24 protein-coding genes are annotated in these 25,076 nt (G+C 52.6%); 2 read left to right on the top strand and 22 right to left on the bottom strand.

The genetic code is table 11. The features are described 5' to 3' along the window. Positions 1–15 precede the first annotated feature (15 nt). The 14 genes from trpB to LMED105_RS05220 form a co-directional block, all read right to left on the bottom strand. Positions 16–1,269 (bottom strand): tryptophan synthase subunit beta, encoded by a 1,254-nt coding sequence (trpB, locus tag LMED105_RS05285; protein ID WP_008248974.1) that lies wholly within the window; start codon positions 1,267–1,269, stop codon positions 16–18. A gap of 23 nt (positions 1,270–1,292) precedes the next feature. After that, entirely contained in the window at positions 1,293–1,928 is a 636-nt protein-coding gene (locus LMED105_RS05280) for a phosphoribosylanthranilate isomerase (protein WP_008248973.1), read from the bottom strand. Further along, positions 1,925–2,689, bottom strand: a complete 765-nt coding sequence (gene truA, locus LMED105_RS05275; protein WP_008248972.1) for a tRNA pseudouridine(38-40) synthase TruA — start codon at positions 2,687–2,689, stop codon at positions 1,925–1,927. Before truA ends, LMED105_RS05280 begins: the two co-directional genes overlap by 4 nt. Continuing rightward, positions 2,690–4,870, bottom strand: coding sequence for a FimV/HubP family polar landmark protein (locus tag LMED105_RS05270; RefSeq protein ID WP_008248971.1), 2,181 nt, complete (start codon positions 4,868–4,870; stop codon positions 2,690–2,692). A 64-nt stretch (positions 4,871–4,934) separates the two neighbouring features. Then, on the bottom strand, positions 4,935–6,056 hold the full coding sequence (gene asd, locus LMED105_RS05265; protein WP_040512466.1) for an aspartate-semialdehyde dehydrogenase: 1,122 nt from the start codon (positions 6,054–6,056) through the stop codon (positions 4,935–4,937). Positions 6,057–6,103: 47 nt separating this feature from the next. Continuing rightward, positions 6,104–7,198, bottom strand: coding sequence for a 3-isopropylmalate dehydrogenase (leuB, locus tag LMED105_RS05260; protein ID WP_008248969.1), 1,095 nt, complete (start codon positions 7,196–7,198; stop codon positions 6,104–6,106). Between the two features lie 23 nt (positions 7,199–7,221). Then, positions 7,222–7,863 (bottom strand): 3-isopropylmalate dehydratase small subunit, encoded by a 642-nt coding sequence (gene leuD / locus LMED105_RS05255; protein WP_008248968.1) that lies wholly within the window; start codon positions 7,861–7,863, stop codon positions 7,222–7,224. Positions 7,864–7,945: 82 nt separating this feature from the next. Next, entirely contained in the window at positions 7,946–8,083 is a 138-nt protein-coding gene (locus tag LMED105_RS05250; RefSeq protein WP_008248967.1) for an entericidin A/B family lipoprotein, read from the bottom strand. 18 nt (positions 8,084–8,101) lie between these two features. Further along, complete coding sequence (gene leuC / locus LMED105_RS05245) at positions 8,102–9,502, bottom strand: 3-isopropylmalate dehydratase large subunit (protein WP_008248966.1); 1,401 nt, start codon at positions 9,500–9,502, stop codon at positions 8,102–8,104. Between the two features lie 160 nt (positions 9,503–9,662). Next, positions 9,663–10,496, bottom strand: a complete 834-nt coding sequence (locus tag LMED105_RS05240; protein ID WP_008248965.1) for a M48 family metallopeptidase — start codon at positions 10,494–10,496, stop codon at positions 9,663–9,665. Between the two features lie 90 nt (positions 10,497–10,586). Next, positions 10,587–11,768 carry an MFS transporter gene (locus LMED105_RS05235; RefSeq protein ID WP_008248964.1) on the bottom strand — a complete coding sequence of 394 codons (1,182 nt, stop codon included), beginning with the start codon at positions 11,766–11,768 and terminating at the stop codon, positions 10,587–10,589. 27 nt (positions 11,769–11,795) lie between these two features. Continuing rightward, a complete protein-coding gene (gene aroC, locus LMED105_RS05230) occupies positions 11,796–12,902 on the bottom strand; it encodes a chorismate synthase (protein ID WP_008248963.1) in 1,107 nt (368 codons plus the stop codon). 119 nt (positions 12,903–13,021) lie between these two features. After that, complete coding sequence (locus LMED105_RS05225; protein ID WP_040512423.1) at positions 13,022–14,050, bottom strand: NAD(P)/FAD-dependent oxidoreductase; 1,029 nt, start codon at positions 14,048–14,050, stop codon at positions 13,022–13,024. Positions 14,051–14,083: 33 nt separating this feature from the next. Next, positions 14,084–14,557, bottom strand: a complete 474-nt coding sequence (locus LMED105_RS05220; protein WP_008248960.1) for a CBS domain-containing protein — start codon at positions 14,555–14,557, stop codon at positions 14,084–14,086. A gap of 145 nt (positions 14,558–14,702) precedes the next feature. Here LMED105_RS05220 and LMED105_RS05215 point away from each other — a divergent pair, with 145 nt between their 5' ends. After that, the gene (locus tag LMED105_RS05215) at positions 14,703–15,023 is read left to right on the top strand and encodes an Mpo1-like protein (protein ID WP_008248958.1); all 321 of its coding nucleotides are present in this window, start codon (positions 14,703–14,705) and stop codon (positions 15,021–15,023) included. 21 nt (positions 15,024–15,044) lie between these two features. Here the strand turns inward: LMED105_RS05215 and der are convergent, their stop codons facing one another. The 8 genes from der to ndk all read right to left on the bottom strand — a co-directional run bounded on the left by der (position 15,045) and on the right by ndk (position 23,886). Further along, the gene (gene der, locus LMED105_RS05210) at positions 15,045–16,370 is read right to left on the bottom strand and encodes a ribosome biogenesis GTPase Der (RefSeq protein ID WP_008248956.1); all 1,326 of its coding nucleotides are present in this window, start codon (positions 16,368–16,370) and stop codon (positions 15,045–15,047) included. 8 nt (positions 16,371–16,378) lie between these two features. Continuing rightward, a complete protein-coding gene (bamB, locus tag LMED105_RS05205) occupies positions 16,379–17,545 on the bottom strand; it encodes an outer membrane protein assembly factor BamB (protein ID WP_040512422.1) in 1,167 nt (388 codons plus the stop codon). An 8-nt stretch (positions 17,546–17,553) separates the two neighbouring features. Beyond that, positions 17,554–18,198 carry a tetratricopeptide repeat protein gene (locus LMED105_RS05200; protein ID WP_008248949.1) on the bottom strand — a complete coding sequence of 215 codons (645 nt, stop codon included), beginning with the start codon at positions 18,196–18,198 and terminating at the stop codon, positions 17,554–17,556. Beyond that, the gene (gene hisS, locus LMED105_RS05195) at positions 18,195–19,520 is read right to left on the bottom strand and encodes a histidine--tRNA ligase (protein WP_008248948.1); all 1,326 of its coding nucleotides are present in this window, start codon (positions 19,518–19,520) and stop codon (positions 18,195–18,197) included. Before hisS ends, LMED105_RS05200 begins: the two co-directional genes overlap by 4 nt. A gap of 50 nt (positions 19,521–19,570) precedes the next feature. Then, positions 19,571–20,818 (bottom strand): flavodoxin-dependent (E)-4-hydroxy-3-methylbut-2-enyl-diphosphate synthase, encoded by a 1,248-nt coding sequence (gene ispG / locus LMED105_RS05190; protein WP_008248947.1) that lies wholly within the window; start codon positions 20,816–20,818, stop codon positions 19,571–19,573. 67 nt (positions 20,819–20,885) lie between these two features. Next, positions 20,886–21,989 (bottom strand): RodZ domain-containing protein, encoded by a 1,104-nt coding sequence (locus LMED105_RS05185; RefSeq protein WP_008248945.1) that lies wholly within the window; start codon positions 21,987–21,989, stop codon positions 20,886–20,888. A gap of 265 nt (positions 21,990–22,254) precedes the next feature. Then, positions 22,255–23,394, bottom strand: coding sequence for a 23S rRNA (adenine(2503)-C(2))-methyltransferase RlmN (gene rlmN, locus LMED105_RS05180; protein WP_008248937.1), 1,140 nt, complete (start codon positions 23,392–23,394; stop codon positions 22,255–22,257). A gap of 66 nt (positions 23,395–23,460) precedes the next feature. Next, positions 23,461–23,886 (bottom strand): nucleoside-diphosphate kinase, encoded by a 426-nt coding sequence (gene ndk / locus LMED105_RS05175; protein ID WP_008248935.1) that lies wholly within the window; start codon positions 23,884–23,886, stop codon positions 23,461–23,463. Between the two features lie 172 nt (positions 23,887–24,058). Here ndk and LMED105_RS05170 point away from each other — a divergent pair, with 172 nt between their 5' ends. Then, the gene (locus LMED105_RS05170; RefSeq protein WP_008248933.1) at positions 24,059–24,763 is read left to right on the top strand and encodes a Bax inhibitor-1/YccA family protein; all 705 of its coding nucleotides are present in this window, start codon (positions 24,059–24,061) and stop codon (positions 24,761–24,763) included. Positions 24,764–25,076 lie beyond the last annotated feature (313 nt).

The raw sequence follows: 25,076 nt of genomic DNA, 5'->3' as shown, positions 1-25,076 counted from the left end.
GGTTGAGATTGAAATTTATTTCTTGTTGCAGGCCATTTCTGCGCCTGTTTTGCAATCGGGGTGGCAATAAAACTCGGCACCACTCAAGCGCGCCACGGTGTGCATGTCCTTGTCGCCACGGCCAGACAAATTCACCAAAATCACCTTGTCTTTCGGCAATGTTTTGGCAAGCTTTGCGGCATGTGCCAAGGCGTGGCTGCTTTCAAGCGCGGGAATAATACCCTCAATGCGGCAACATTGGTGGAAAGCCTCCAGCGCCTCATTGTCAGTAACACCCACGTATTCAGCCCGGCCAGAATCTTTCAGCCATGCATGCTCTGGCCCAACACCGGGATAATCCAAACCTGCAGAAACCGAATGAGTTTCAATAATTTGCCCATCCTCACTTTGCAAAAGGTACGTGCGGTTGCCATGCAACACACCAGGTGTGCCCGCGCTTAGAGATGCGGCATGCTTACCGGTTTCAATGCCCTCACCCGCTGCTTCCACGCCCACCAACTTCACACCATCCACGTTCAGGTAAGGGTGAAAAATACCCATAGCGTTTGAGCCGCCACCCACACACGCCAGCACGTAATCTGGTTGCTTACCAACCATAGTGGGCATTTGCTGAATGCATTCGCGGCCAATTACACTTTGGAAGTCGCGAACCAACATGGGATAAGGGTGTGGACCAGCCACAGTACCAATAATGTAAAAAGTGTCTTCTACGTTGGTGACCCAGTCGCGCATGGCTTCGTTCAAGGCGTCCTTCAGGGTTTTTGAACCTGAAGTCACAGGAATTACCTCAGCACCCAACAGCTTCATGCGAAACACGTTTTGAGCCTGGCGTGCCACGTCTTCCTGGCCCATATACACCACACATTTCATGCCATAGCGTGCAGCCACGGTGGCTGTAGCCACACCGTGCTGGCCTGCGCCGGTCTCAGCAATAACGCGGGGCTTGCCCATCCGTTTGGCCAACATGGCCTGCCCAATACAGTTGTTCACCTTGTGGGCGCCGGTGTGGTTCAAATCTTCGCGCTTGAAGTAAATTTGCGCGCCACCGACCAAATCGGACCAACGCTTGGCGTGGTAAATGGGGCTGGGGCGACCCACAAAATGCTTCAGTTCACTTTCAAATTCAGCCAAAAACTCAGGGTCGTTTTGGTAGTGTGCATAGACACTTTTCAGTTCTTCCAGGGCGTGAACCAGGGTTTCAGATACAAAAGTGCCGCCATAGGGACCAAAATGGCCGGTGGCGTCTGGGAATTCATAGGGTTTGTTCATGATGCTGCTCTATCTGGGTTCACTTACAACAGCCCTGCATCGGTCTTTTGGACCGCTTTGCAGAACATTTCAATTTTTTCAATGCTCTTTACGCCTCGCGCCGACTCAATACCGCTGGACACATCGACGCCATAGGGTTGCAAGCCAAGAATGGCCTGTTCAACATTGCCGGCATCCAACCCTCCGGATAATACCAAAGCCTGCTTGAGTTCACTCGCTTTGGGCAGCAAAGACCAATCAAAAGTATGCCCTGTCCCACCATACGCCTCGCTCCATGAATCGACAAGGAGGGCCTGCGCCGCGTGGAATTTTTTACTTTCATCCAGCAAGTTCACATCTGCTTTCATGCGAATTGCCTTGATAAAAGGCCGTCCGAAGCTTTCGCAGTATTCAGGGCTTTCATCGCCATGAAATTGCAACAGCACGTTGGGAATTTCCTTGATCACGGAATTGACAAAATCAGCCTGAGGGTTCACAAACAAGGCAACAGGGGTTTGCCAGGCACCCAGACAACGCGCAAGCTGACCCGCCTGCTGCACCTCAATGTGGCGTGGCGAAGGCGGATAAAATACAAACCCCACCGCATCAGCCCCTGCCCGAGTGGCCGCACGCACAGTGTCTTCGGTCTTAAAACCGCACAACTTGATTCGGGTTCTCATGCAAACAGTTCCTGTATTCCATATTGCTCGGGGTACTCAATATTCCACAAGCTCAAGCCTTGCGCAGGGTAGGTTTTTGCCGCCAGGCTTCTGTTTTTGGATACCAGAACGTCTTGAAGCCAGGCCTCGGATTGCCTGTGCTGGCCCACTTCCATTAGGCTGCCCATCAAATTTCTCACCATGTGGTGCAAAAACGCATTGCCATGAATCTCAAAATAGCAATGATCATCAGCTTCAATAAGATTCAAAGCATACAAAGTGCGCACAGGGCTTGCTGCCTGGCATTGCGACGCGCGAAATGCACTGAAATCGTGGGTACCCAGCAAGCAAACTGCCGCACGGCGCATGGCAGCCAAATCAAGCGGGTAATGCACCCAGGTCATGAAACGCTTGAAAGGATCCCTGACAGGGGCACTGTAAAAATAGTAACGATAAGTTCGTGATACCGCACTGAAACGTGCATGAAAACCGGAATCGATCTGTTTGGCACCCTGTACGGAAATGCTCGATGGCAGACTGTTGTTGACCCCTTTTACCCAAGCCGTCAGCGGCCTTTCTGCCGCTGTATCAAAATGCACCACCTGCTGGCGCGCGTGCACTCCGGTGTCGGTTCTACCCGCGCAAGTCAGGGCGATCGGCTCTTGGGCAATGGCTTCAATGGCCTTGGTCAAATAGTCTTGAACAGTTCGACCATGCGGTTGTGTTTGCCAACCCTCGAACTCATGACCGTCGTAGCACAGGCCCAAGACCACTCTGTTCATTTAGTTCAACGTGGCCAAAAGCGCCTTGGCCTTGCGAACCTGGTCAACATCGCCCTTTTTCACGATTTCGTTCAGCAACTCTTTGGCACCATCTGCATCGCCAATTTCCACGTAAGCGCCCGCCAAGTCCAGCTTGGTGGCCACTTCCTGCCAGGTAGCATCGTCAACTTTGGGGTTTGGAACGTCGACATCCAGATCAACAAGCGCCTTGTCAAAAGCCTCTTCAGGAATGACGTCGGACGCAGCAGCATCGGCCTTGTCGGCTTCATCCAACTCAACAGGTTTTTCGTCAACAGGCTCTTCGCCAATCAAGTCGCCAAATGCAGCGTCTATCTCACGCGAATTCACATCGTGCTGGGGCAGAGGTTGTTTGCGCAATTCATCCAGTTCTTCCTGAGCTGCCAAGGTGCCCTTTTCGATCTCGTCCAGATCATCAAGAATTGAACCGGACTTCGCTTCGCTGGACTCCTCCTCAGGGAAATCCAGCGTTACCTCGCTGTCCAAAGATTCCTTGTGTTGCTGTGCCTCATCTGAAGCTTCATTCAATTCTGGAATGTCTTCGGCCACAACTGGCTCGGCTTTCACTTCCGCGGGGGTTGCACGAAGTTGTGTCGCCTCATCCACGTCAGCCTGCTTTAAGCGATCATTCAGTACTTCATCCAGATCAAAATCAGAATTTTCAGCTTGATTCAATCCCGTGGCCCGCTCTGCCGCAATTCCCGCACTGGCAGCTGCAATGGCCTCATCAAATTCATTCACTTCGCTGAAAGAAGACTCGTCCTCAGTTTCAAATTCACCTTCATCGCTTTTGGCGTTGTTCTTGCGTGCGCGCGCAATCAGCAGCAGCACCAGTAACACCACCAAACCGCCTACACCTGCCAAAATCCAGGGCAACCAGTTAAAAGGCTGCTCTTCAGCGGGGGCCTGCTCCACGGGCGCCTGCACGCCATCGGTGCTTGCAGGGGGCTCACTGGCCACAGGTGGTTCGGCAAGTGTCTCAGAGGGTACTTCAACAGTCGTCGATTCCGTCGCATCAGTTTCAACTGCCGGGCCATCTGCTGAAGGTGCGATCGGCTCGTTACTCAAGTCTTTTTGCATGTCGAGCAAACGCTGTAAATCGCTTACGTTCTTCTCAAGCAATGCAATTCGTTCATTCGCCTCGGCCAGTGCCTTGTTTTTGGCCACCAACTCTTCTGCATTGGCATCGGCATTACCTGAACCTTGAGCTGCACCGGGAGCAATTTGCAATCGATCCGCTGGCGCACCAGCATTCGCCTTGGGCGCTTGCTCTTGGGGAGTAATACTGCCTTGGGTACTGGTCGCGTCGGCTGCCGCAACTTGATTGTCAACAGTCAGCAAACCAATTTGGCGTGCATAAGCTGAATACACATTTCGATCGTCATTTTGGGCAAGAATCAGCAAGGCCTCATTGGCAGTGCGGGCTCGCAACGCGGCTCGATTGGGAACCTGAATTTGCGCTCCCTCGCGAATCAAGTGCACGCTGTCATTAATAAATGAGGCTTTGTTGGCTTCATAAATTGCAGCCATGGCCTGGTTCAACGTCACGCCATCGCCCACCAATTGCAAAGCCAACTCCGACAGGGTGTCGCCACGCTGAACATTGAAAGTGCCCTCAGCCACGCTGGGTGCAGAAGCTGCAGGTGGTTCAGAAGCAGCTGGCAACTTGGGAGCCGCTGCTTGAGGCGCCGTCGCCGTGGGCGGTGTCATTGGAGGGCGAATTTCAGGCAGGCTTGTCGCGGGCTCAGCAGCTTGGGCCACACCAACAGGCACGGTCAAGGTGTATTCACGGGCTACTCGACCACCCGCCCAGGTTAATTCAACCAATGTGTCGATAAAACCAGCTGGCAATGGCTGTGCTGAGGTAATTTTCACCAGTGCCGTACCAGGCTGAGGGCCATCTTGCACCGCAAACTGAAGATTCTTCAGGTTCGGATCCATGCTCAGGCGAGCAGCTTTGAAAGCATCAGCAGACGCCAGCTTGGCCTGTAGGGAAGCACGTTCCTCTGGCAGAACCAGATCAACCTGAATTTGCGCCAAAAAGGGTTCGCCAGCACCCGACAGCACCTCAAGCTTACCCAGCTGTGCTGCCTGCGCGAAGGAACTTGCCAACAAACCTGATGCAAAAACAAAGGGCAGAATCTTCTTTTTGGTATGCCTCACCCGTTTACTCCATGAATGTTCAAGCCACCTTCGGCAGCTTTTTTGGGATCAAAATTGATGCAGCTTAGCGTTCAATCAAAATACGCAGCATGCGGCGCAGTGGCTCGGCCGCACCCCACAACAGCTGATCACCCACGGTGAATGCGCTAAGGTACTCGCCACCCATTGCCATTTTTCGCAAGCGGCCAACTGGCACATGCATGCGGCCTGTGACAGCGGCAGGAGTCAAATCGCGCATGGATGCATCACGCTCATTGGGAATTACTTTAACCCAATCATTGGCCTTGGCGAGCATGTCATTGATCTCATTCAATGGAATGTCCTGCTTCAGCTTGATGGTCAAGGCCTGCGAGTGACAACGCATGGCACCCACACGCACGCACAGCCCGTCTACAGGTACGCAACCGGGTGTACCCATGGCCGGCTTGCCCAGAATCTTGTTGGTTTCTGCACCGCCTTTCCATTCTTCTTTCGACTGCCCATTGCCCAGGTCTTTGTCGATCCAGGGAATGAGACTTCCGCCCAGTGGTACGCCAAAGTTATCCGTTGGATATGCGTCGGAATTGATATGCTGGGCGACCTTACGGTCAATCTCAAGAATCGCGGAAGCGGGATCGGCCAACAACTCTTTGACTGAACCGTGAATACTACCCATCTGCGAAATCAGTTCGCGCATGTTCTGCGCACCAGCGCCAGAAGCGGCTTGGTAGGTCATGGACGTAATCCATTCAATTTTATTCTGCTGGAAAAGACCGCCCAGAGCCATCAACATCAGTGAGACTGTGCAGTTGCCACCCACGTAATTCTTGATGCCCTTGGTCAAGCCATCCTTGATCACGTTCATATTGACCGGATCGAGAATAATAATGGCATCGTCTTTCATGCGCAGGCTTGAGGCCGCGTCAATCCAGTAACCGTTCCAGCCAGCCTCGCGCAACTTGGGAAACACCTCATTGGTGTAATCACCGCCCTGGCAAGTCAACACCACGTCCATTTGTTTCAGGGCATCGATGTTGTTTGCGTCTTGCAAGGGACCTGCATTTCCGGCGAAAGCCGGGGCCTTGCCACCAGCATTGGAAGTGGAGAAGAAAATCGGCTCGAAATGCGCGAAATCATTCTCTTCTTGCATACGTTGCATGAGCACGGAACCCACCATGCCACGCCACCCAATCAAACCAACTTTCAACATAAAAAAACTCCAGTACTTTTAAATTCTTGAATCGCGATTTCGCTTTATTGTTGCTTGGCCAGCGCAGCAACAATTGCATCGCCCATACCTGCTGTGCCGGTGCGCGTCTTGCCGTCACGCCAAATATCACCTGTACGCGGGCCAGTGGCCAACACGGTTTTCACCGCACTCTCAATGCGGTTGGCATAATCTTCGAGACCAAATGTGTAGCGCAGCATCATGGCTGCAGAAAGCACAGTGGCCATGGGGTTGGCCAGGTCCTTGCCAGCAATATCGGGCGCCGAACCGTGAATCGGTTCGTACAAACCAAAGTTTGATTCATTCAGCGACGCCGAAGGCAACATGCCAATAGAGCCAGTCAACATCGACGCTTCATCTGACAAAATATCACCGAACAGGTTGCCGGTCACGATGACGTCAAACTGCTTTGGGTTTTTCAACAGCTGCATGGCGCAGTTGTCAACATACATGTGGCTTAATTCGACATCGCTGTATTCCTTGCCAACCTCAGTCACGATGTCGCGCCAAAACTGGGTAGTTTCCAGCACATTGGCTTTGTCAACCGAGCACAACTTGCCACCACGCTTTTGTGCCGCCTGAAATGCAACATGGGCAATGCGGCGAATTTCGGTTTCAGCGTAGCGCATGGTATCGAATGCTTCGCGCTCACCCTTGAACGGGCCATCCTCTGCAATGCGATTTCCTCTCGGCGTGCCAAAGTAAATGTCGCCCGTCAATTCGCGAACAATCAGAATATCAAGACCCGCCACCACTTCGGGACGTAAGGTAGACGCATCAGCCAGTTCCTCGTAAACCATGGCGGGACGAAAATTGGCAAACAAGTTCAAAGCCTTACGAATACCCAGAATGGCTTGCTCGGGGCGCAAATGGCGCGGCAAAGTGTCAAGCGAGAAATCACCTACTGCACCAAACAGTACAGCATCCGAAGCCTTGGCCAGGTTCACGGTTTCTTCAGGCAGGGGCATACCTTTTTCACGGTAAGCCACACCACCGATCAGGGCATGCTCAAATTCGATGTTCAAACCATCGGTTTTCAGTGCTTCAAGCACCTTCACGGCCTGCGCTGTAATCTCTGGGCCAATCCCGTCACCGGGCATTACGGCAATTTTCAAAGTCATTCTGGTTCTCTGCCTGTTTTTATTTAGATGGTATTTGCAAGCCAAGGCTGGTTGGCCAAGCGGTTTTTCTCGAAAGCGACAATTTCATCGCGATGCTGCAAAGTCAGACCAATGTCGTCGAAACCGTTCATAAGGCAATGCTTGCGGAATGCATCTACGTTAAAGCCGTAGCTTTTGTCCGCAATGCTCACGGTTTGCTGCTCAAGATTGACTGTGATTTCAATACCAGGCTTGGCCTCAATCAAAGCAAACACTTCCTTCAACTCTTCTTCTTTTAAAACAATGGGTAAGAATCCATTTTTAAAGCAGTTGTTGAAGAAAATATCAGCAAAACTACTGGAGATCACAGCCTTAAAACCGTACTGTTGCAACGCCCAGGGGGCGTGTTCACGAGATGACCCGCACCCAAAGTTGGGGCCTGCGACCAACACTGTGCCCCCCTTGAATTCGGGCTTATTCAGCTCGAAATCAGGATTCAAGGGCCGCTTGGTGCAATCCATGCCGGGCTCGCCTTCGTCCAGGTAACGCCAGCCATCGAACAGGTGCTCACCAAACCCGGTGCGCTTGATGCTTTTCAAAAACTGTTTTGGGATGATGGCGTCGGTGTCCACATTGGCGCGGTTCAAAGCAACGGCGATGCCAGTGTGGGTTACAAATTTGTCCATAATTAATCCGTGAATATTCCGGTTAAGCCGGATTTCAAACCCTGCTGCGAATGCATGCAGGGCTTGTGAATGTCAGTAAAAATTACTTTTTGTTCTCGTCAGCGGTACGCTCAATGGCGGCGCCGCCCGCCTTAATGTCTTTACCCATGCCTTCAATGGTGTTGCAGGCGGACAATGACAGAGCTGACAAAGCAAGCATCAGTACGGAAACGATTTTCATATCAAGTACTCCCTTGTTTTAAAAAGTTCTGGAATCAGTGAAATGGCCTGCAATCGCTGCCGCAGCCGCCATGGCCGGGCTAACAAGGTGTGTACGGCCGCCCGCACCTTGACGTCCTTCAAAATTCCGGTTGCTGGTGGAGGCACATCGCTCTCCACTGCCCAAACGATCGGCATTCATGGCCAAGCACATTGAGCAACCTGGCTCACGCCACTCAAACCCGGCTTCCAGGAAAATTTTGTCCAAACCTTCCTGTTCGGCCTGGGCCTTTACCAGTCCCGAGCCAGGGACCACCATGGCCAATTTGACCGATTCCGCCTTTTTCTTGCCTTTCACCACCGCAGCGGCATCGCGCAAATCTTCAATGCGAGAATTGGTACAAGAACCAATGAATACGGTATCCACGTTGATGTCTTCAATTTTCTGCAACGGCTTCAAGCCCATGTACTGCAAGGCACGCTCATAGCCTTGGCGTTTCACCGGATCGGCCACCAAAGCAGGATCGGGCACCACACCATGAACATCAGTTACCATTTCCGGTGAAGTACCCCAGCTCACCTGCGGCTCAATGTCCTCGGCTTTCAGTTCAACCACGCGGTCAAACTGCGCACCTTCATCTGAATGCAAGGTCTTCCAATAAGCCACAGCGGCATCCCACATTTCGCCTTTCGGGCTGAAGGGCCGGCCTTTCACGTATTCAATCGTCTTTTCATCGACCGCCACCATGCCGGAACGTGCCCCGCCCTCAATGGCCATGTTGCACATGGTCATACGGCCTTCAACGGACAAGCCACGAATGGCTGAACCGGCAAATTCAATCGCATAGCCAGTGCCGCCGGCCGTGCCGATTTTGCCGATGATGGCCAAAATCACGTCTTTCGCAGAAACACCCTTGCCCAAGGTGCCCTCTACGCGCACCAACATGTTTTTTGCTTTCTTCATCAGCAAACACTGAGTGGCCATGACATGCTCAACTTCCGAGGTACCAATACCAAATGCCAATGCACCAATGGCGCCATGGGTACTTGTGTGCGAGTCGCCGCAAACCACGGTCATGCCCGGCAAGGTCGCGCCCTGCTCTGGACCAATCACGTGAACGATGCCCTGACGCAGGTCTTTAATGTCGAAATAGGTCAAACCGTGGGCTTTGGCATTTTTGTCCAAGGTTTCCACCTGCAGTCGCGAGGTGGGGTCTGCAATTCCCTTGGAACGATCGGTGGTAGGCACGTTGTGATCCACCACAGCCAGGTTGGCACTGTTGCGCCACAAGTCGCGACCAGCAAGCTCCAAACCTTCAAAGGCTTGGGGGCTGGTGACTTCATGCAGCAAATGGCGGTCGATGTAAATCAGTGAGGTGCCATCCTCTTCGGTGCGCACCACATGACTTTCCCAGAGTTTGTCGTAAAGAGTTTTTGCCATTTTCAAGGACCTGCTTCGGGCTGACTCATTCAGCGGGTTTGTTCCGCTGAACGGACCAGCAAATTGCGTGGAGAATAACCCCTGATTATGCCACAGCCAGCACAGACCTAGCAGCACAGCGGACGTGGCTGTGCCCCAAAATCAAGCCACCCGCCAGTGCTCAACGCCTTTTGGCTTGCTCGTACAAAGGCTGAACCTTGGCTGAATAAACTTCCAAATCCTGAATTCGGTTCTCGGGTGAAGGGTGCGTCGACAACAGCTCGGGAGGTGATCCACCACCGGCCCGGCTCATCTTCTGCCAAACACTGATTGCAGCGCGGGGGTTGTAGCCCGCGCGCGCTGCCAGCTCCACGCCAATTCGATCAGACTCGACCTCGTGGGAACGCCCATAAGGTAGTGAAATTGCAACATTGGCGGCCATGCCAGCCAGATCGGACGCACCGCGCGACAAACCAAAAACAGCCGAAGCCAGGTCAAGCCCAACATTGGTGGCGAGTTGCTGTGAAATTCGTTCCCGGCTGTGTTCCCGCAGAGCATGGGCGATTTCATGTCCCATGATGGCGGCAATTTCATCATCAGTCAGGGCCAACTTTTCAATCAAGGCCGAGTAAAAAGCGATTTTTCCGCCAGCCATGCACCATGCATTCAGTTGGTCTGATTCAATCACATTGACTTCCCACTTCCATTGCGGTGCATCCGGCCGGAAAGCCACAGTTTGAGGAATGAGCCGATTGGCAATGGCGCGCACACGAGCCACCTGCTTGGCGTCCCTGTTCAGTTTGCCCTCTTTTTGAGCCTTGGCGATCACATCGGCATAGCCCTTGGCGGCAGCGGCGTCTACTTCCGCCGAGGAAACCAGTACAAATTGGGAACGATCAACCCCAACCGCCCCACCCGAGGTGGTTTGAGTGGTTAAACATGCGGCCAACACACCAGTTGAAAACGCAAGCGTCAGCGTTAAGGTGGTGCGTCGCTTCAATCCAGAAAATACCATTGTTTTTCACCTGTAATTTTCAGTAAAACCGTTCTGTAGAAACGGCAGACAATGCTGCAAAGTTGACATCAACTACCCATCTAAGACTGCTTATCCCGACAAAAGTGCCGAAGGGGCTTGCTTGCTGGCGATTGTAAAACGCCAGCCAAGAAGCAAGGCAATCAAACCACTGACCGAGGCCATGGCAAATGCGCTGGCTGGCCCGCCCCACTCCCATGCAAAACGACCCAAAAATGTACCCGCTGAACCCCCTAAGCCATACGCAATGGTGGCATACATGGCCTGGCCACGAACCACCAGCTTGCCCGGCAGGTTTTCTCGCAACCAACTAATGGTAGCGGTATGGTGTGCCGCAAAGGTTAAAGCATGCAAGCCCTGAGCAAAAAGCATCACCCAGCCGAATTCAGGGAACGCCGCAGTCAGGGCGAAGCGAAACGCACAAGCCGCGAAACTGACGCAAAGCCAAGTGTTCAGGGAAAAGCGTTTGAAGAAGCGGGTTTGAAGTGCAAAAAAGACCACCTCGCACATCACACCGAATGCCCACAAACCACCAATGCTCAGTTCCGAATAATTGAATTCGAGCAAATAGAGTGAGAAAAAGGCGTAAAAAACTCCATGGGCAAAAATCATGAAAAAAGAAGCCAACCAGAAAAGCGGCATGGGCCCCGGTAACAGCAGCCGTTTAAAGCCGCTGCCGGTTAACAAGATCGAACTCTCCGTGTTGGCAACCCGGGGTGAATCGGGTGTGAATTTCAAGGCTGCAACATAGCCAAGCAGCAACATGGCACAGGCCCAAAACGGATAGGAGGCAAAACCAAAGCGATCCGCCACTGCCCCAAAAACCAGCACCGCCAACACAAAGCCCAACGAGCCGTACAAACGCACTTGGCCATACTGACCAGTGCAACCAGCACAACGCTCCATGGCGTAGGAATCGGACATGGGCACCAAACCAGAAATACTCAGGTTCAAGAGCAAGACGAGAACAATGAGGTGCGAAGGCGTTTGCTGATACCAAAATGCGAGCGCTGCGAAACAGAAACCAGCAAAGGTTCCCAATCGAATCCAGCGAACCCGGTTGCCGGTGTGGTCAGCCAGCCAGCCCCAGGCAAATGGACCAACAATTCGCATCAACTGCATCATGCCCAAAGCCAGGGCGATCACATCCAGACTGTGACCAATCGATTTCAGGTAAGGCCCCAAAAACGGCGAATACAAGCCTACAAATGCGAAATACGCTGCGTAAAAAAGCGCTAACCAGCCCAGTTGCAAATGCCTGCCCGTGTAGAGATTAACAACTTAATAATTTGAAATGCCGGGGGGAATTTGTGGTGTGCCCACCTGAACATCCGCACACTGTGCGCGATGCACCAGCATGTGATCCATAATGACCAAAGCAAGCATGGCCTCAGCAATAGGCGTTGCGCGTATTCCAACACAAGGGTCGTGTCGGCCATAGGTTTCAACGTCGATCGGATTGCCCGCTTTATCTATCGACTTTCTGGGCAAACGAATGCTGGACGTTGGCTTGATCGCCATGCGAACTTCAATATCCTGGCCAGTTGAAATACCGCCCAGAATGCCGCCTGCGTGGTTGGAACCAAATCCCTCCGGGGTCATTTCATCACCGTGCTCAGAGCCCTTTTGGGCAATACAAGCGAAACCAGCGCCAATTTCAACGCCTTTTACAGCGTTAATGCTCATCATGGCGTGGGCAATGTCGGCATCCAGCTTGTCGTACAAAGGCGAACCCAAACCGACAGGCACGCCAGTGGCCTGCACACGCAAGCCAGCACCACATGAGTCGCCCGACTTTCTCAAGGCATCCATATAGGCCTCTAGCTCGGCAACCTTTTCGTTGTTTGGCGCGAAAAAAGGATTGGTATGTACATCGTCCCAAGTGAAGAACGGAATATCCACCTCGCCTATTTGGGTCATGCAACCACGAATCTCAATACCCAGCTTGCTGGCCAGCCATTTTTTCGCAATTGCGCCTGCCGCTACCATGGGCGCAGTCATGCGGGCCGAGGAACGCCCGCCCCCGCGATAATCACGAATGCCATATTTGTGCCAGTAGGTGTAATCGGCATGGCCCGGGCGAAACGTGTCCATGATGTTGCCGTAATCTTTGCTGCGCTGGTCTTGATTCCGAATCAACAAGCCAATGGGGGCTCCCGTTGTCACGCCTTCAAACACACCGGAAAGAATTTCAACCTGATCGGCTTCCTGTCTCTGAGTCACATGGCGGGAGGTACCCGGTTTGCGTCGGTCCAGGTCTGCTTGCAAGTCGGCTTCGGTGAGTGGTAAACCCGGTGGGCAACCATCCACCACGCAACCAATGGCAGGCCCATGGCTTTCCCCAAAATTACTGACCACAAAAAGGCGACCCAGGCTGCTTCCGGACATGCGCGTTCACTCGAATAAGCAAAAGGTTATTTTATCGGAATATCCCGCACCTGAACGGCGCGGGTGTTGAGCTTGCTCACTTGCAACTTCTCAATTGCAATTTATTTGCAGCCGAGTTGCTACTGAATCAAAGTACTGTTGAATGCATTGGACAGTTGATGCCCCAGAGTGTAACCACTCAAAAATGCATCTTCAACACGTGCGCCGTTGAGCCAGTCGCCACATGCACCCAGCATATTCTCTTCGCTGAAATAACAAGGAACGCCTACAGGATTGCTCGGCAAAGAATACAACCATCGATGTGCAGTCATGGTCAGAGGCTCCTCAATCAGCTGACCAGTTACATTGCAGAACACATCAAGCAGCATTTTTCCCACTTCCTCAGCGGCGTAGTCCTGGTGCAGCCGAGACCAATCAGCAGTGGCCTGCAAGATCCAGCGATCGCCCACGGCCCTGCCAGGCTTGGACGAATCCCGGCAAATCCAGCCCAGTGGACTGTCCACCACGAAGGCTCCGTCAAAATCGACTTTGACAAGCTCCCGCGGCGTGAGCATGACTGACCAAGTGGCGTTGGATTCAACAGCAGCGGCCAATTGGGCCAAAGGTTTGTGAACTTCCTCGAAGAGCGGCACCACCTGCTCTGCAGGAACGGCACTGACCACGGCATGAAAGCCAGACTCTACGCGCACAGTGCCATCGGCGAGGTGCACCGTTAGCTGGAACAGACCATCGGTGTGAACCACACCAGCCACCCGGCATTGCAATCGAACATCAAGCCCTTGAGCCATAAAACGCCCCAAACTGGCCATTCCAGGGGTGCCCACCCATCGAGTGGTGGTGCTGGCATGCGGGGAGGAAAGCCCATAGCCCAGGTTCACAACAGAACCAGCCCAGGGCGCAACCGCGCCCGCTTTGTGGGCAAGATCAATCAATTCAACAAACGCGGGTGACGAGGCCTGGAAATATTGGGTACCGTGATCAAAACCCAAGGGGGGGTCGGTATCGCGATTCAGCCAGCGCGTGGGCATACGCCCACCCGGGCCGCGACTTTTCTCATACAAGGTGACTTCGTGGCCTTGCTGGATCAATTCTCGTGCGCAAGCCAAACCCGACATACCAGCGCCAATAATCGCAACTCTTTTCTTCAATTTGGTACCACCTGCACTGCTTCTGTGTTCAACTCAACTGCTGCTTTCTTCCATCGGCCAATCGCGAATATAGCCTTTCAGCATTTTGTTCTCAAACCCTTGTTCTTCAAGCACTGCTTTGGCCACGTCGTGAAACGAAATCACGCCGCACAGGGTGTTTCCATCCATCACAGGCAAATAGCGCTGGTGATTCTCAAGCATTAATTTACGAAGGCTGTCCACTTCCATATCCAGGGTTGCCACTGTGGGCTCTGTGTTCATCACTTCGCGAACCACAATTTCCGCCACTGGGGGGGTGGGGCCTGTGCGGTGCTCTTTCTGTCGCTTGGCCAGTACACGAATCACTTCGCGGAAGGTTACGATGCCAGCCAGCACCCCTTTGTCCATCACGACCAGAGAACCTACATCATGATCGGCCATGGTTACCACGCAATCAGAAAGATTGGTTTCGGGGGTGACAGTAAAAAGCGTGTTGCCCTTTACGCGCAGGACTTCTTTAACTTGCATCACAAACCTCCTAAAATATTCTTATGGTCGTTTTATTCATCCTACCCGAAATGCCACAGCTTTCAAGTCCAAATTTCTGGGCAAATGCAAGCCTGAAGCGGCAAGGGATGTAAACTACAACGATCAAAAATAAATAAATGGAGACATGGGCATGCCAAAAACCGGAAACAGATTTCAGACTTTTGCAGATTTTTACCCTTTTTACTTGGCTGAACACAACAACCTGACTTGTCGCAGACTGCACTTTGTGGGCTCAACGCTGGCACTGGTGTGTTTGTTCAAATTGATCACCACAGGCCAACCCATGTGGCTACTGTATGGCTTGCTGACAGGCTATGCATTTGCGTGGGTGGGACACTTCTTTTTCGAGAAGAACCGCCCAGCCACATTCAAGTATCCGCTCTACAGCCTCATGGGTGACTGGGTGATGTACAAAGACATTCTGACCCGCAAAATTCCGTTCTAATTCTCGCGTTAATTTTTTGCGTTAATCTTTCTTGTCAAACGGATTCACGTTGCTTCGGAACTCCACCCGAAGCGGCGTGCCATCAAGCTTGAAACGTTCGCGAATTCGAGTTTCCAGATAACGTTTGTAGTTGTCTGGAATCGCATCCAGCGCAGTGCCGTGCACAATCACGATTGGCGGATTCTGACCACCCTGGTGGGCATAACGCAGCTTGGGGCGGAAAATGCCTTTGCGAGGGGGTTGTTGGTGTTCAACGCATTCCTGAATCAGGCGAGTCAGCTTAGGCGTAGACAACTTGGCGAAAGCCGCTGCGTGCGCTTCATCGACTGACTTCATCATGGCCGCAATACCAAACGGCTTGGTGGCAGACACATAATGAAACTTCGCATAATTCAGAAAGGTGAGCTTGCGCCCTACTTCAGCCTTGATTCGTTCCTTGCGATAATCATCCAGACTGTCCCACTTGTTCACAGCCAAGACCAGCGAACGCCCAGCTTCTACAATGAAGCCAGCGATGGAAGCATCTTGATCGGAAATATCCTGCTGGGCATCCAGCATTAAAATCACCACATTGGCGTCTTCAATCGCCTGCAGTGTTTTAATCACCGAAAACTTTTCGACTGACTCAAACACCTTGCCACGCTTGCGCAAACCAGCAGTGTCAATCAAGGTATACGGCTTGTCATTGCGCTCGAAATCGATGTAAATACTGTCCCGGGTGGTGCCAGGCAAGTCGAAGGCGATTACGCGTTCTTCACCCAGCAAGGTGTTCACCATCGTGGATTTACCCACGTTCGGGCGGCCTGCAATGGCTACCTTGATTCGCCTACCACCGGCTTCGTCTTCAGGCAAAACCGGCAGCTTTTCACAGGCGATGTCCATCAATTGGCGCACGCCATCGCCGTGGCTTGCGGAAATGGTCTCTGGCTCGCCTAAACCCAACTCGAAGAAGTCAGCAGCTGCCATGGAGTGCGTATAGCCCTCGGTTTTGTTGACCACCAGAATCACTTCACGTTTGGCTTTGCGCAGTTCTGCTGCAATCACGTGATCATGAGGGGTTACACCTTGGCGACCATCCACCAGAAACAATACCAGGTCAGACTCAACAATCGCCTGTCGGCTTTGTTTGGCCATTTCCGCGTAAATACCATCTTTCGCCACAGGCTCTAGCCCGCCGGTGTCTACCACCAAGTATTCTCGTGGGCCTATGCGGCCAACACCGTAATGGCGATCACGGGTTAAGCCGGGCTGGTTGGCCACCAGGGCGTCTCTTGTTCGGGTCAAACGATTGAACAATGTGGACTTGCCCACATTTGGGCGCCCAACCAGGGCAATGACAGGTTTCATGTTTTACTTTACTGGACAGATATCAGGGCCACACTGCCGCCACGCGATTGCACGATCAGCGCATCGGTTTCAGCAGGCACAGGCTGGCTGGCAAAAGTGGTTGAACCCACTCTTGTTCGCGCAATGGTTTTGCCGGTGTCTCGATCAATGAAATGAACATAGCCTTCGTAGTCACCCACGGCCACAGCGCGACCAATTACGGTCGGTGTGGTTGGTTGACGACGCTGGAAGTTCTCAATTTTCCAAACCTGCTTGCCGCCGCTGCGGGAAAACGCGAACAGATCACCCAGTTCATTGGGAGCAATCATGTAGCGGTCGTCGACCGAGGCGCCACTGGGTGCAGAAAAATCGGTGGTCCAGATTGGACGTGCACTGACTGAGTCCAGACAACCAACCTTGCCTTGAAAAGCAGCTGCACACACTTCACGGAAGTTGTATATCGGTGTGCCGGTTACGTCGGTAATGCGCTCAATTTCAGTGGTTCCGCTGGGCGTTGCCAAGGTACCTTCCCAAACAACGGTGCCCGCGCTCAGGTCAAGTGCCACCAAGCGACCACCTGGGAAACCGGCGTAAACCCGCGCATTGTTGACATCTACCGGCGTATTGACACGCAAAGTCAGCGGAGGTAACTGTCGCGTGTACTTCCAGCGCTGTGCTCCATTCGATGCCGAATAAGCGATCACCGAGAAATCGATGCCGCGGACCAGAATGGTGCCCGCAGCACCCACCGGCACGCTACTTACATCGGCGCCCACACCGGTTTGCCATTTTTGTTTGCCATTGGCATCAAACGCAAGCAGATTGTTGTTTACGTCGATCACGGCAATGGTGTCAAGCGTTGCGGCCACACCGACTTTCAGCTCGGTGCCCACTTTTACTTTCCATTTTGTTTTACCTGTGGCCCGGTCAATAGCCACCAACTGACCCTCTTGCGAAGCGGCATACACGGTGGAGTCGAGTAAAACAGGCGTGAAGCTGCCTTGCTCAGAGTCGCCCACGTCCACAGACCAGGTATTGGCAACTTTCAGCTGGGGCGTAAAAGGCTGCAATTCCGCGGGCTTTACAGCACTGCTGCCAAAAGGATTCAGGCTGCTCATGGTTGAGCTGATGGCAGCGCAACCACCCAGCAAGGCCAAAGTAGCAACAAGAGATGAAATTTTAAGAATGTGCTTCATTGGATCTCTCATTGTTTGGCCTCCAGTTTGGGCAAGGCGCTGATTTTGCGCTCAATGACCTGCTTCCACGGACTGTCGGATTGAATGGTACCAAGCGCCAGCTCATACTCTTTGCGCGCAGTAGCTACATCCTTCTGAGCCAAAGCCAAATCACCCAAACGGTCGTGAAACAGGCCTTCAAATCCCGGATAGTCTTCACTCAAGGCAGCTTTGGCCGCATCGAACTCGGATTGCTCGATCAGAATGCCTGCCAACATCAAACGAGCAGTCGCAACATATTCATCCAGCTTTGCTTCTTCAGAAGCCCACTTTAAAGATGCCTTCGCCTCGTCGAGCTTGCCTTCATCGAAAAAGGCTTTGGCCGCAATCAAGGCCCCACGCTGCGCATAAGGTGAACCAGCATGCTCCTCGAACAAGGTCTTCTGGATTTCACCTACCAGTTCGATATTTCCCTCGCGACTAGCCGCCTCCAAGCGTTCATAGACCACTACCGCTTCTGTGGACTGGCGTGCCTGCCACCATTTCCAACCGTTGTTCAAGGCAAAGGCACCGAACACAAGAATCAACACGGTCAAAATAAAACTGCCGTATTTGGACCAGAATGCCTTCAAACTGGCCAGTTGTTCTTGTTCTTCAAGGCTGTATCGACTCAAGACTCCTCTCCTTCTCCGTAAAGCAGACCGAAAATGGCTTCGGCCAATCCCTCTTGTTTGAATTCTTCCTGCTTGCTTTCACCGCGCAACAATTTGACTGCCGCAGTGCCCGCATTCAATTCGTTTTCACCCAGAATAACCGCCACAGCCGCACCGCTGACATCTGCGCGTTTCATTTGGCTTTTAAAACCACCACCACCAGCGTGAAGTACAACAGCAAACCCTGCATCCCGAAGCTCTTCAGCCAGTGTAAATGCGCGCCGTGCTGTTCCTTCGCCTTGGTGGACCACATAGACATCCAGATCAGCAGTGTCATCAGGTTGATTCACTTCGAGGTACAACTCGAGCAAACGTTCCAGGCCAATTGCAAATCCGATGGCCGGTGTCGGCTTTCCACCCAGAACCTCGATCAAACCATCGTAACGGCCACCGCCACAAATGGTGCCCTGCGTGCCCAGGGCATCAGTAATCCACTCGAATACGGTCAGGTTGTAGTAATCAAGGCCGCGAACCAGGCGCGGGTTTTCAATGTAACGCACACCCGCATCGTCGAGCAGGCGCTTTACACCTTGATAATGGGCCAGTGATTGCTCACCCAAAAATTCTGACAAACGTGGTGCGCCATTGACCATGTCTTGCATGGTGGGGTTCTTCGTATCCAGAATCCGCAAGGGGTTGCTGTGCAAGCGGCGCTTGGCGTCTTCGTCCAGCAGCTCAGCATTCGCTTCAAAATACGTAATCAAGGCTTGTCGGTGCGCCAGGCGTTCTGGCGCTTCGCCCAAGCAGTTAATTTCAAGGCGTACATCTTCAAGGCCCATTTCACGCCAAAGACGCGACAGCATCACGATCAATTCAGCGTCGATGTCGGGCCCCGCAAAACCCAATGCTTCAACATCAAGCTGGTGAAACTGCCTGTAACGCCCGCGCTGGGGGCGCTCATGGCGGAACACAGGCCCCATGGAATAAACACGCTGAGGTGCTGCATAGGTCAAGTTGTGCTGGATGGTTGCGCGTGCAATACCCGCTGTGAATTCCGGCCGCAGGGTGAGTTCGTCGCCATTCAAACGATCCACAAAACTGAACATCTCTTTCTCGACGATGTCGGTGACTTCACCAATGCCTCGACGAAACAGCGATGTGGGTTCCAGTACAGGGGTTTTAATCAGGCGGTAACCATAGGAAGTCAACCACTCGCGCAACATCACCTCGAGGTTTTCCCAATGGATGCCCTCTACAGGCAACACATCGTTCATTCCCTTGACGGATTGAAGTCGGGTTTGCTTCTTGGCTTTGGATTGTTCCGGCGACTCAGGATGACTCATTGACGCATTCAACTTAATTTCTCAACCCGGTATTGTCGCCTATTCTTGGGCTACTTGTTGCCGCCAGCGTACCTTTGCTCAACATAACGCTGCACAATCGCCTGAAATTCCTGGGCGATGTTCTCGCCTTTCAGTGTCACTGTGCGCTTGCCGTCCAAAAACACAGGGGCCGACGGTGCCTCACCAGTGCCTGGCAATGAAATACCAATGTCGGCATGTTTGCTTTCACCCGGGCCATTGACCACGCAACCCATCACGGCTACTTTCATTTCCTCAACACCCACGTACTGGTTTTTCCAGATCGGCATCTGATCACGCAGGTAGGTTTGAATTTGATCCGCCAATTCCTGGAACACGGTGCTGGTGGTGCGACCACAACCTGGGCAGGCAATCACCTGCGGCGTGAAGGCACGCAGGCCGAGAGACTGCAATATTTCCTGACCAACCAGCACTTCCTTGCAGCGGTCGCCGTTGGGCTCGGGTGTCAAGGACACTCGAATGGTGTCACCAATGCCTTCCTGCAGTAGCACAGACAACGCAGCGGTGGAGGCCACAATGCCTTTGGTACCCATGCCGGCTTCGGTCAAGCCAAGATGAAGAGGAAACTCGCTTCGGCCGGCCAGTTCGCGGTACACCGCGATCAAATCCTGAACCTGGCTTACCTTGCAAGACAACACAATTTTATCGGCTGGCAAACCAAGCTCGACCGCCTTGTGCGCGCTGCTGACAGCAGACTCGATTAGCGCCTGATACATCAGTTGCTGCGCGGGCAGTGGGTCGGCTTTTTTGCCGTTTTCATCCATCATGCGCGCGAGCAGGTTTTGATCCAGGCTGCCCCAGTTCACGCCAATACGCACAGGCTTGTCGTGTTCAGCGGCAATTGAAATCATGGCGGCGAAGTTGTCATCACGCGAGCGGGACGAGCCCACATTGCCAGGGTTGATTCGGTACTTGGACAAGGCCTTCGCGCAGTCCGGGTATTTTTGAAGCAACAAATGTCCGTTGTAATGAAAGTCACCGACCAGTGGTACGGGGATCCTCATTTTGTCCAGTTGGTCACGAATATAAGGCACAGCCTCTGCAGAGGCGTCGTTGTTCACTGTGATTCGAACCATCTCGCTGCCCGCTAGGTACAGCGCCTTGATTTGCAAGGCGGTGTTTAGCGCATCTGCCGTGTCGGTATTGGTCATGGACTGCACCAGCACAGGCGCACCACCCCCGATTGATACGACATGTTCTTTCCAGCGCACATCCACTTGGTGCGTTTTGCGACGATTCAGGGGTGTATTTGGAATCACGATGAACTTCTGGCGAGATAGACGGGTTGCTTAAAAGCGGGGGCTATATAAAGCCCCCTGACAGATTTTACTGAACAGTGATTCGGGCCACTTCCCCGCGAATGGATGAAGTCAGGTCAACAGGTTTTCCATTGCTGGATACACTCACTGCCTTGGCGTTGCCAACAATCAGCTTGAACGGCGCTTGGCCCTTTACTTCAAGATTGCTGCCGCCGTCGTTAAGCTGGGAAATCAATACCTTGTCATTTGCATCGCGAACGGTCACCCAGGATTGCTCCTGAAAGTTAAATCGCAACAAGCCTTCACCGCCACTGGCCGCGGAAGCTGCCGCCGCAGCAGGCGCTGTTGTTTCGGCAAGAGGCGGGGTTGCAGTGCTTCCGACCACTGCTGAGGAGCTTGGTGCAATAGCGGCTGATGGCGCAGATTCACCTTCAGGCGTGACAGGTTGCTGAAGCGCTGGAAAAACAGAAGTATCGCCGGCAGCAGCTGGCGGATCGAGGCTTAGAGGCAAAGAACCATCCGCTGGCACTGCACTCTCTGCACCTGGTGCCGTGGATACGGGCGCCTCGTTGGGCTCGATCACTTCCGCATCAACAACTTCGGCCTCTTGACCTGACATAAACACTGGAATGTAAAACACAGCCATGACCACCACGGCTGCCAGCACAATGCCATAGCTCAATGATTTTTTGCCGGTTTTACGATCAAAATTCAGGGTGGACAAGCGCTTGGAGCTGTTGGGCATTTTTGGCTCGAGCGGCTCAGGGCGACCACTGTCTGCCTGCCCAGACCGTGCGGCTTTGACTTGCGCGCTGGCCTCGGAAAACCCGAAGGACATGATGACTGGTGCCGGATCCATCTTCAGGGCTTTGCAATAACTTTTAATGAAAGCCTTGGCAAATGTCTCAGGCGGCAGGCGCCCAACATCGCCACTTTCAATGGCTTCAAGCTGGCGTTCGTTGATTTTGGTTTGAGCGCTGATGTCGCTGAGGGAATAACCTGCTTTTTCACGGGCGACACGCAAAATTTCGCCTGGGTTTTGACCCGACTCGAGCAGCGTCAAATTGGGGTGCTTTTCTGCAACAGAGCTGTTGTTTTGCTCCAGTTTTACATCCTGACCTGCACTGGCATCTGATGATTCAGTTTTGCTCATGGCACGATTTTCATTCATTTGGTCTTTCCAAGCGTCGGCAGGCACAAATGGCCCCGATTAGTAATTGTAGTTCTTTACCGCCACCACCTGTGCAGCATAATCGAAGCAAGCCGGTAGATTCAAGCGATTTCTATGAAAATTCAATGTGTTGAGGAGTTTTTTGAGAAAGCGCCACAAGTTCGGCGATCAAAATATAGTTTTTATAGTTCAATTAATACACTCAGACTTCTACAACACACCACATCATGCATTCATTGTATGACAAAGCATGCGGGGTGTTTCCCTAGTCCCTGCGTTTGGAGGAACCCCTCAGTTCTTCCAGAGACACGGTGCTCACCAGCCGCTCCTTGACTTTCGTTCGGTCCCGAACCTCACCGGCCAGTTGCCCACAGGCCGCATCGATGTCGTCGCCCCGAGTTTTGCGAACGGTGGTCACAACCCCTGCTCCGCCCAGTATGTCTACAAACGTTTTGATCGCAGGGCTGGTTGACTTGAGCAAACCCGATTCCGGGAAGGGGTTGAAGGGGATCAGATTGAATTTACAAGGCACAATTTTTGCGATTTCAAGCAATTGCTGAGCATGCTCGGGCTTGTCGTTCACACCATCGAGCATCACATACTCAAAAGTGATGAAATCACGGGGTGCAAATTTCAGGTAACGCAAACAAGCGTCCAGCAATTCCCGCAGGGGATACTTTTTGTTCAATGGCACCAGATGGTCACGAAGCGCGTCATTGGGGGCGTGCAGCGACACAGCCAAAGCCACGGGGCAGTCTTGTGAGAGCCTGTCCATAAACGGCACAACACCTGAAGTGGACACAGTAACCCTTCGGCGAGACAGACCATAAGCCGTGTCATCCAGCATCAATTGCAAGGCAGGCACCAGGGCATCGTAGTTCAACAGTGGTTCGCCCATGCCCATCATGACAACGTTCGTAACCGGGCGCTCTTGAGCGTAAACCCGGTCACCCGCTTCACGCAGTAAGACATTGGCCTTCCACAACTGGGCCACAATCTCGGCGGTGCTTAAATTGCGGGAAAAACCTTGCTTGCCTGTGGAGCAGAAACGGCAATTCACGGCGCAGCCTGCCTGCGAACTGACACAGAGGGTTCCACGGCGCTCTTCGGGAATAAATACCGTTTCGACAGCATCGCCGTTACCCACATCAAAGAGCCACTTGCGTGTGCCGTCTTTGGAGACATTGTCGGAAATGATGCTAGGGGCCTTGATGCAGGCACGGCTGTTCAAATTCTGGCGAAATGACTTCGCAAGGTCGGTCATGGAGTCAAAATTGTCCATGCCTGACTGGTGTATCCATTTGGCCAGCTGCTTGGCCCTGAACGGCTTTTCACCCAAATTGCCACACCACTGAATCAACTCGGGCACCGAGTAGTCCAGCAAATTGTCGAGTTGTGCACTCATGGTGTGTCCTTTCAAAACAAACGGGGACGCACGTGCGCCCCCGGAATTCAACGCAATCGAACTAGATTAGCGTGAAAATACTTGTGACGCTGGGAAGAAATAAGCGATTTCGTTCGCAGCGGTTTCTGGTGCATCGGAGCCGTGAACAGCGTTGGCGTCAATGCTGTCTGCGAAGTCGGCGCGAATTGTACCGGCAGCGGCTTCCTTGGGGTTTGTTGCGCCCATCAGTTCGCGGTTCTTGGCAATTGCATTCTCGCCTTCCAGGGCTTGAATCATTACTGGACCGGAGATCATGAATTCAACCAGGTCCTTGAAGAATGGACGTGCCTTGTGCACAGCGTAGAAACCTTCAGCTTCAGCGCGTGACAGGTGTGCCATGCGTGCAGCAACAACCTTCAGGCCAGCGGCTTCAAAGCGGCTGTAAATTTGACCAATAACGTTTTTTGCAACAGCATCAGGCTTGATGATGGACAGGGTGCGCTCGATTGCCATGGTGTAACCACTCCGAAAAGATTAGAAAAGCATGAAAATTAACCCGCGATTATAGCTGGTTTATGTAAAAAACCCAATCACGGGGCTGACCCACGTCTTGAATTGAAACTTTTCGCCATTACCATTACTCTAAATCCATACAAATTCGCGTTTTACAAAGGAGCGAGTACACATGTCTGACTTCAGAACTGCACAATTTGGCCGAACAGCCGGTGGTGTATCTACCGTAGAAACCAACCGCGTTCTGCGAAACACCTATTTCTTGCTGGCCCTTTCCATGGTGCCAACAGCCTTGGGCGCGTTTGCGGGCATTCAATTCGGCTTCTTCCGTCTATTCGCTGGCAGCCCGATCCTGTCGTTCGTCGTGATGCTTGCGGCCATGTTCGGCTTCATCTGGGGTATTCAACGTAACCGCAACAACTCATTTGGTGTGGTCTTGATGCTCGGCTTCACATTCTTCATGGGTTTGATGCTCTCCGGCATATTGTCGGTTGCACTTAGCCTGTCCAACGGTGGCTCCATCATCATGATGGCTGCGTTGGGTACAGCGGGTATTTTCTTTGGTCTGGCCAGCTACGCAGCGGTGACCAAGCGCGACTTCACCAATATGGGCAAAGGCCTGCTGATTGGTCTGGTCATGGTGATTGTGGCTTCTGTAGCCAACATCTTCCTGCAAATGCCAGCCTTGTCGCTGACCATTTCTACCATTTGTGTAGGCTTGTTCTCGCTGTTTATTTTGTACGACCTGCAGCGCGTGATGCGCGGTGGTGAAACAAACTATATTTCTGCCGCCCTGAGCATTTACCTGAGTTTGTACAATTTGTTCGTGAATTTGCTGCAACTGCTCATGGTGTTTGCTGGTGGCAGCCGCGAGTAAAAACGGGCCAACAGACTTCAAGTTACCTGAAAGTAACTGATTTAAAAGTACTTTTTTGACACTTTGCAACATCGAAAGTTGTTGCAAAGTCGGTTTCAGAAGCGCAATATGAAGTCTCAGTTGGTCGGTATCTATACTGACCGCCGAGTTGGTGAGGCAAACGCACCAACGAAAACGGGGCCGCAACGGCCCCGTTTGTTATTTGTGCTTCCAGCCAGTGATCGCTTGGCTTTTTATCCGCAATATTCGCTGTATTCAACCCGCTCAAACACCGCAATCGATTCCACATGCGCAGTGTGCGGGAACATGTTCA

The sequence above is a fragment of the Limnobacter sp. MED105 genome (assembly GCF_000170915.1).
Taxonomy (GTDB): Bacteria; Pseudomonadota; Gammaproteobacteria; order Burkholderiales; family Burkholderiaceae_B; genus Limnobacter.
The sequence above is the reverse complement of the archived record's forward strand: the minus strand, read 5'-3'. Positions and strand labels throughout refer to the sequence as shown.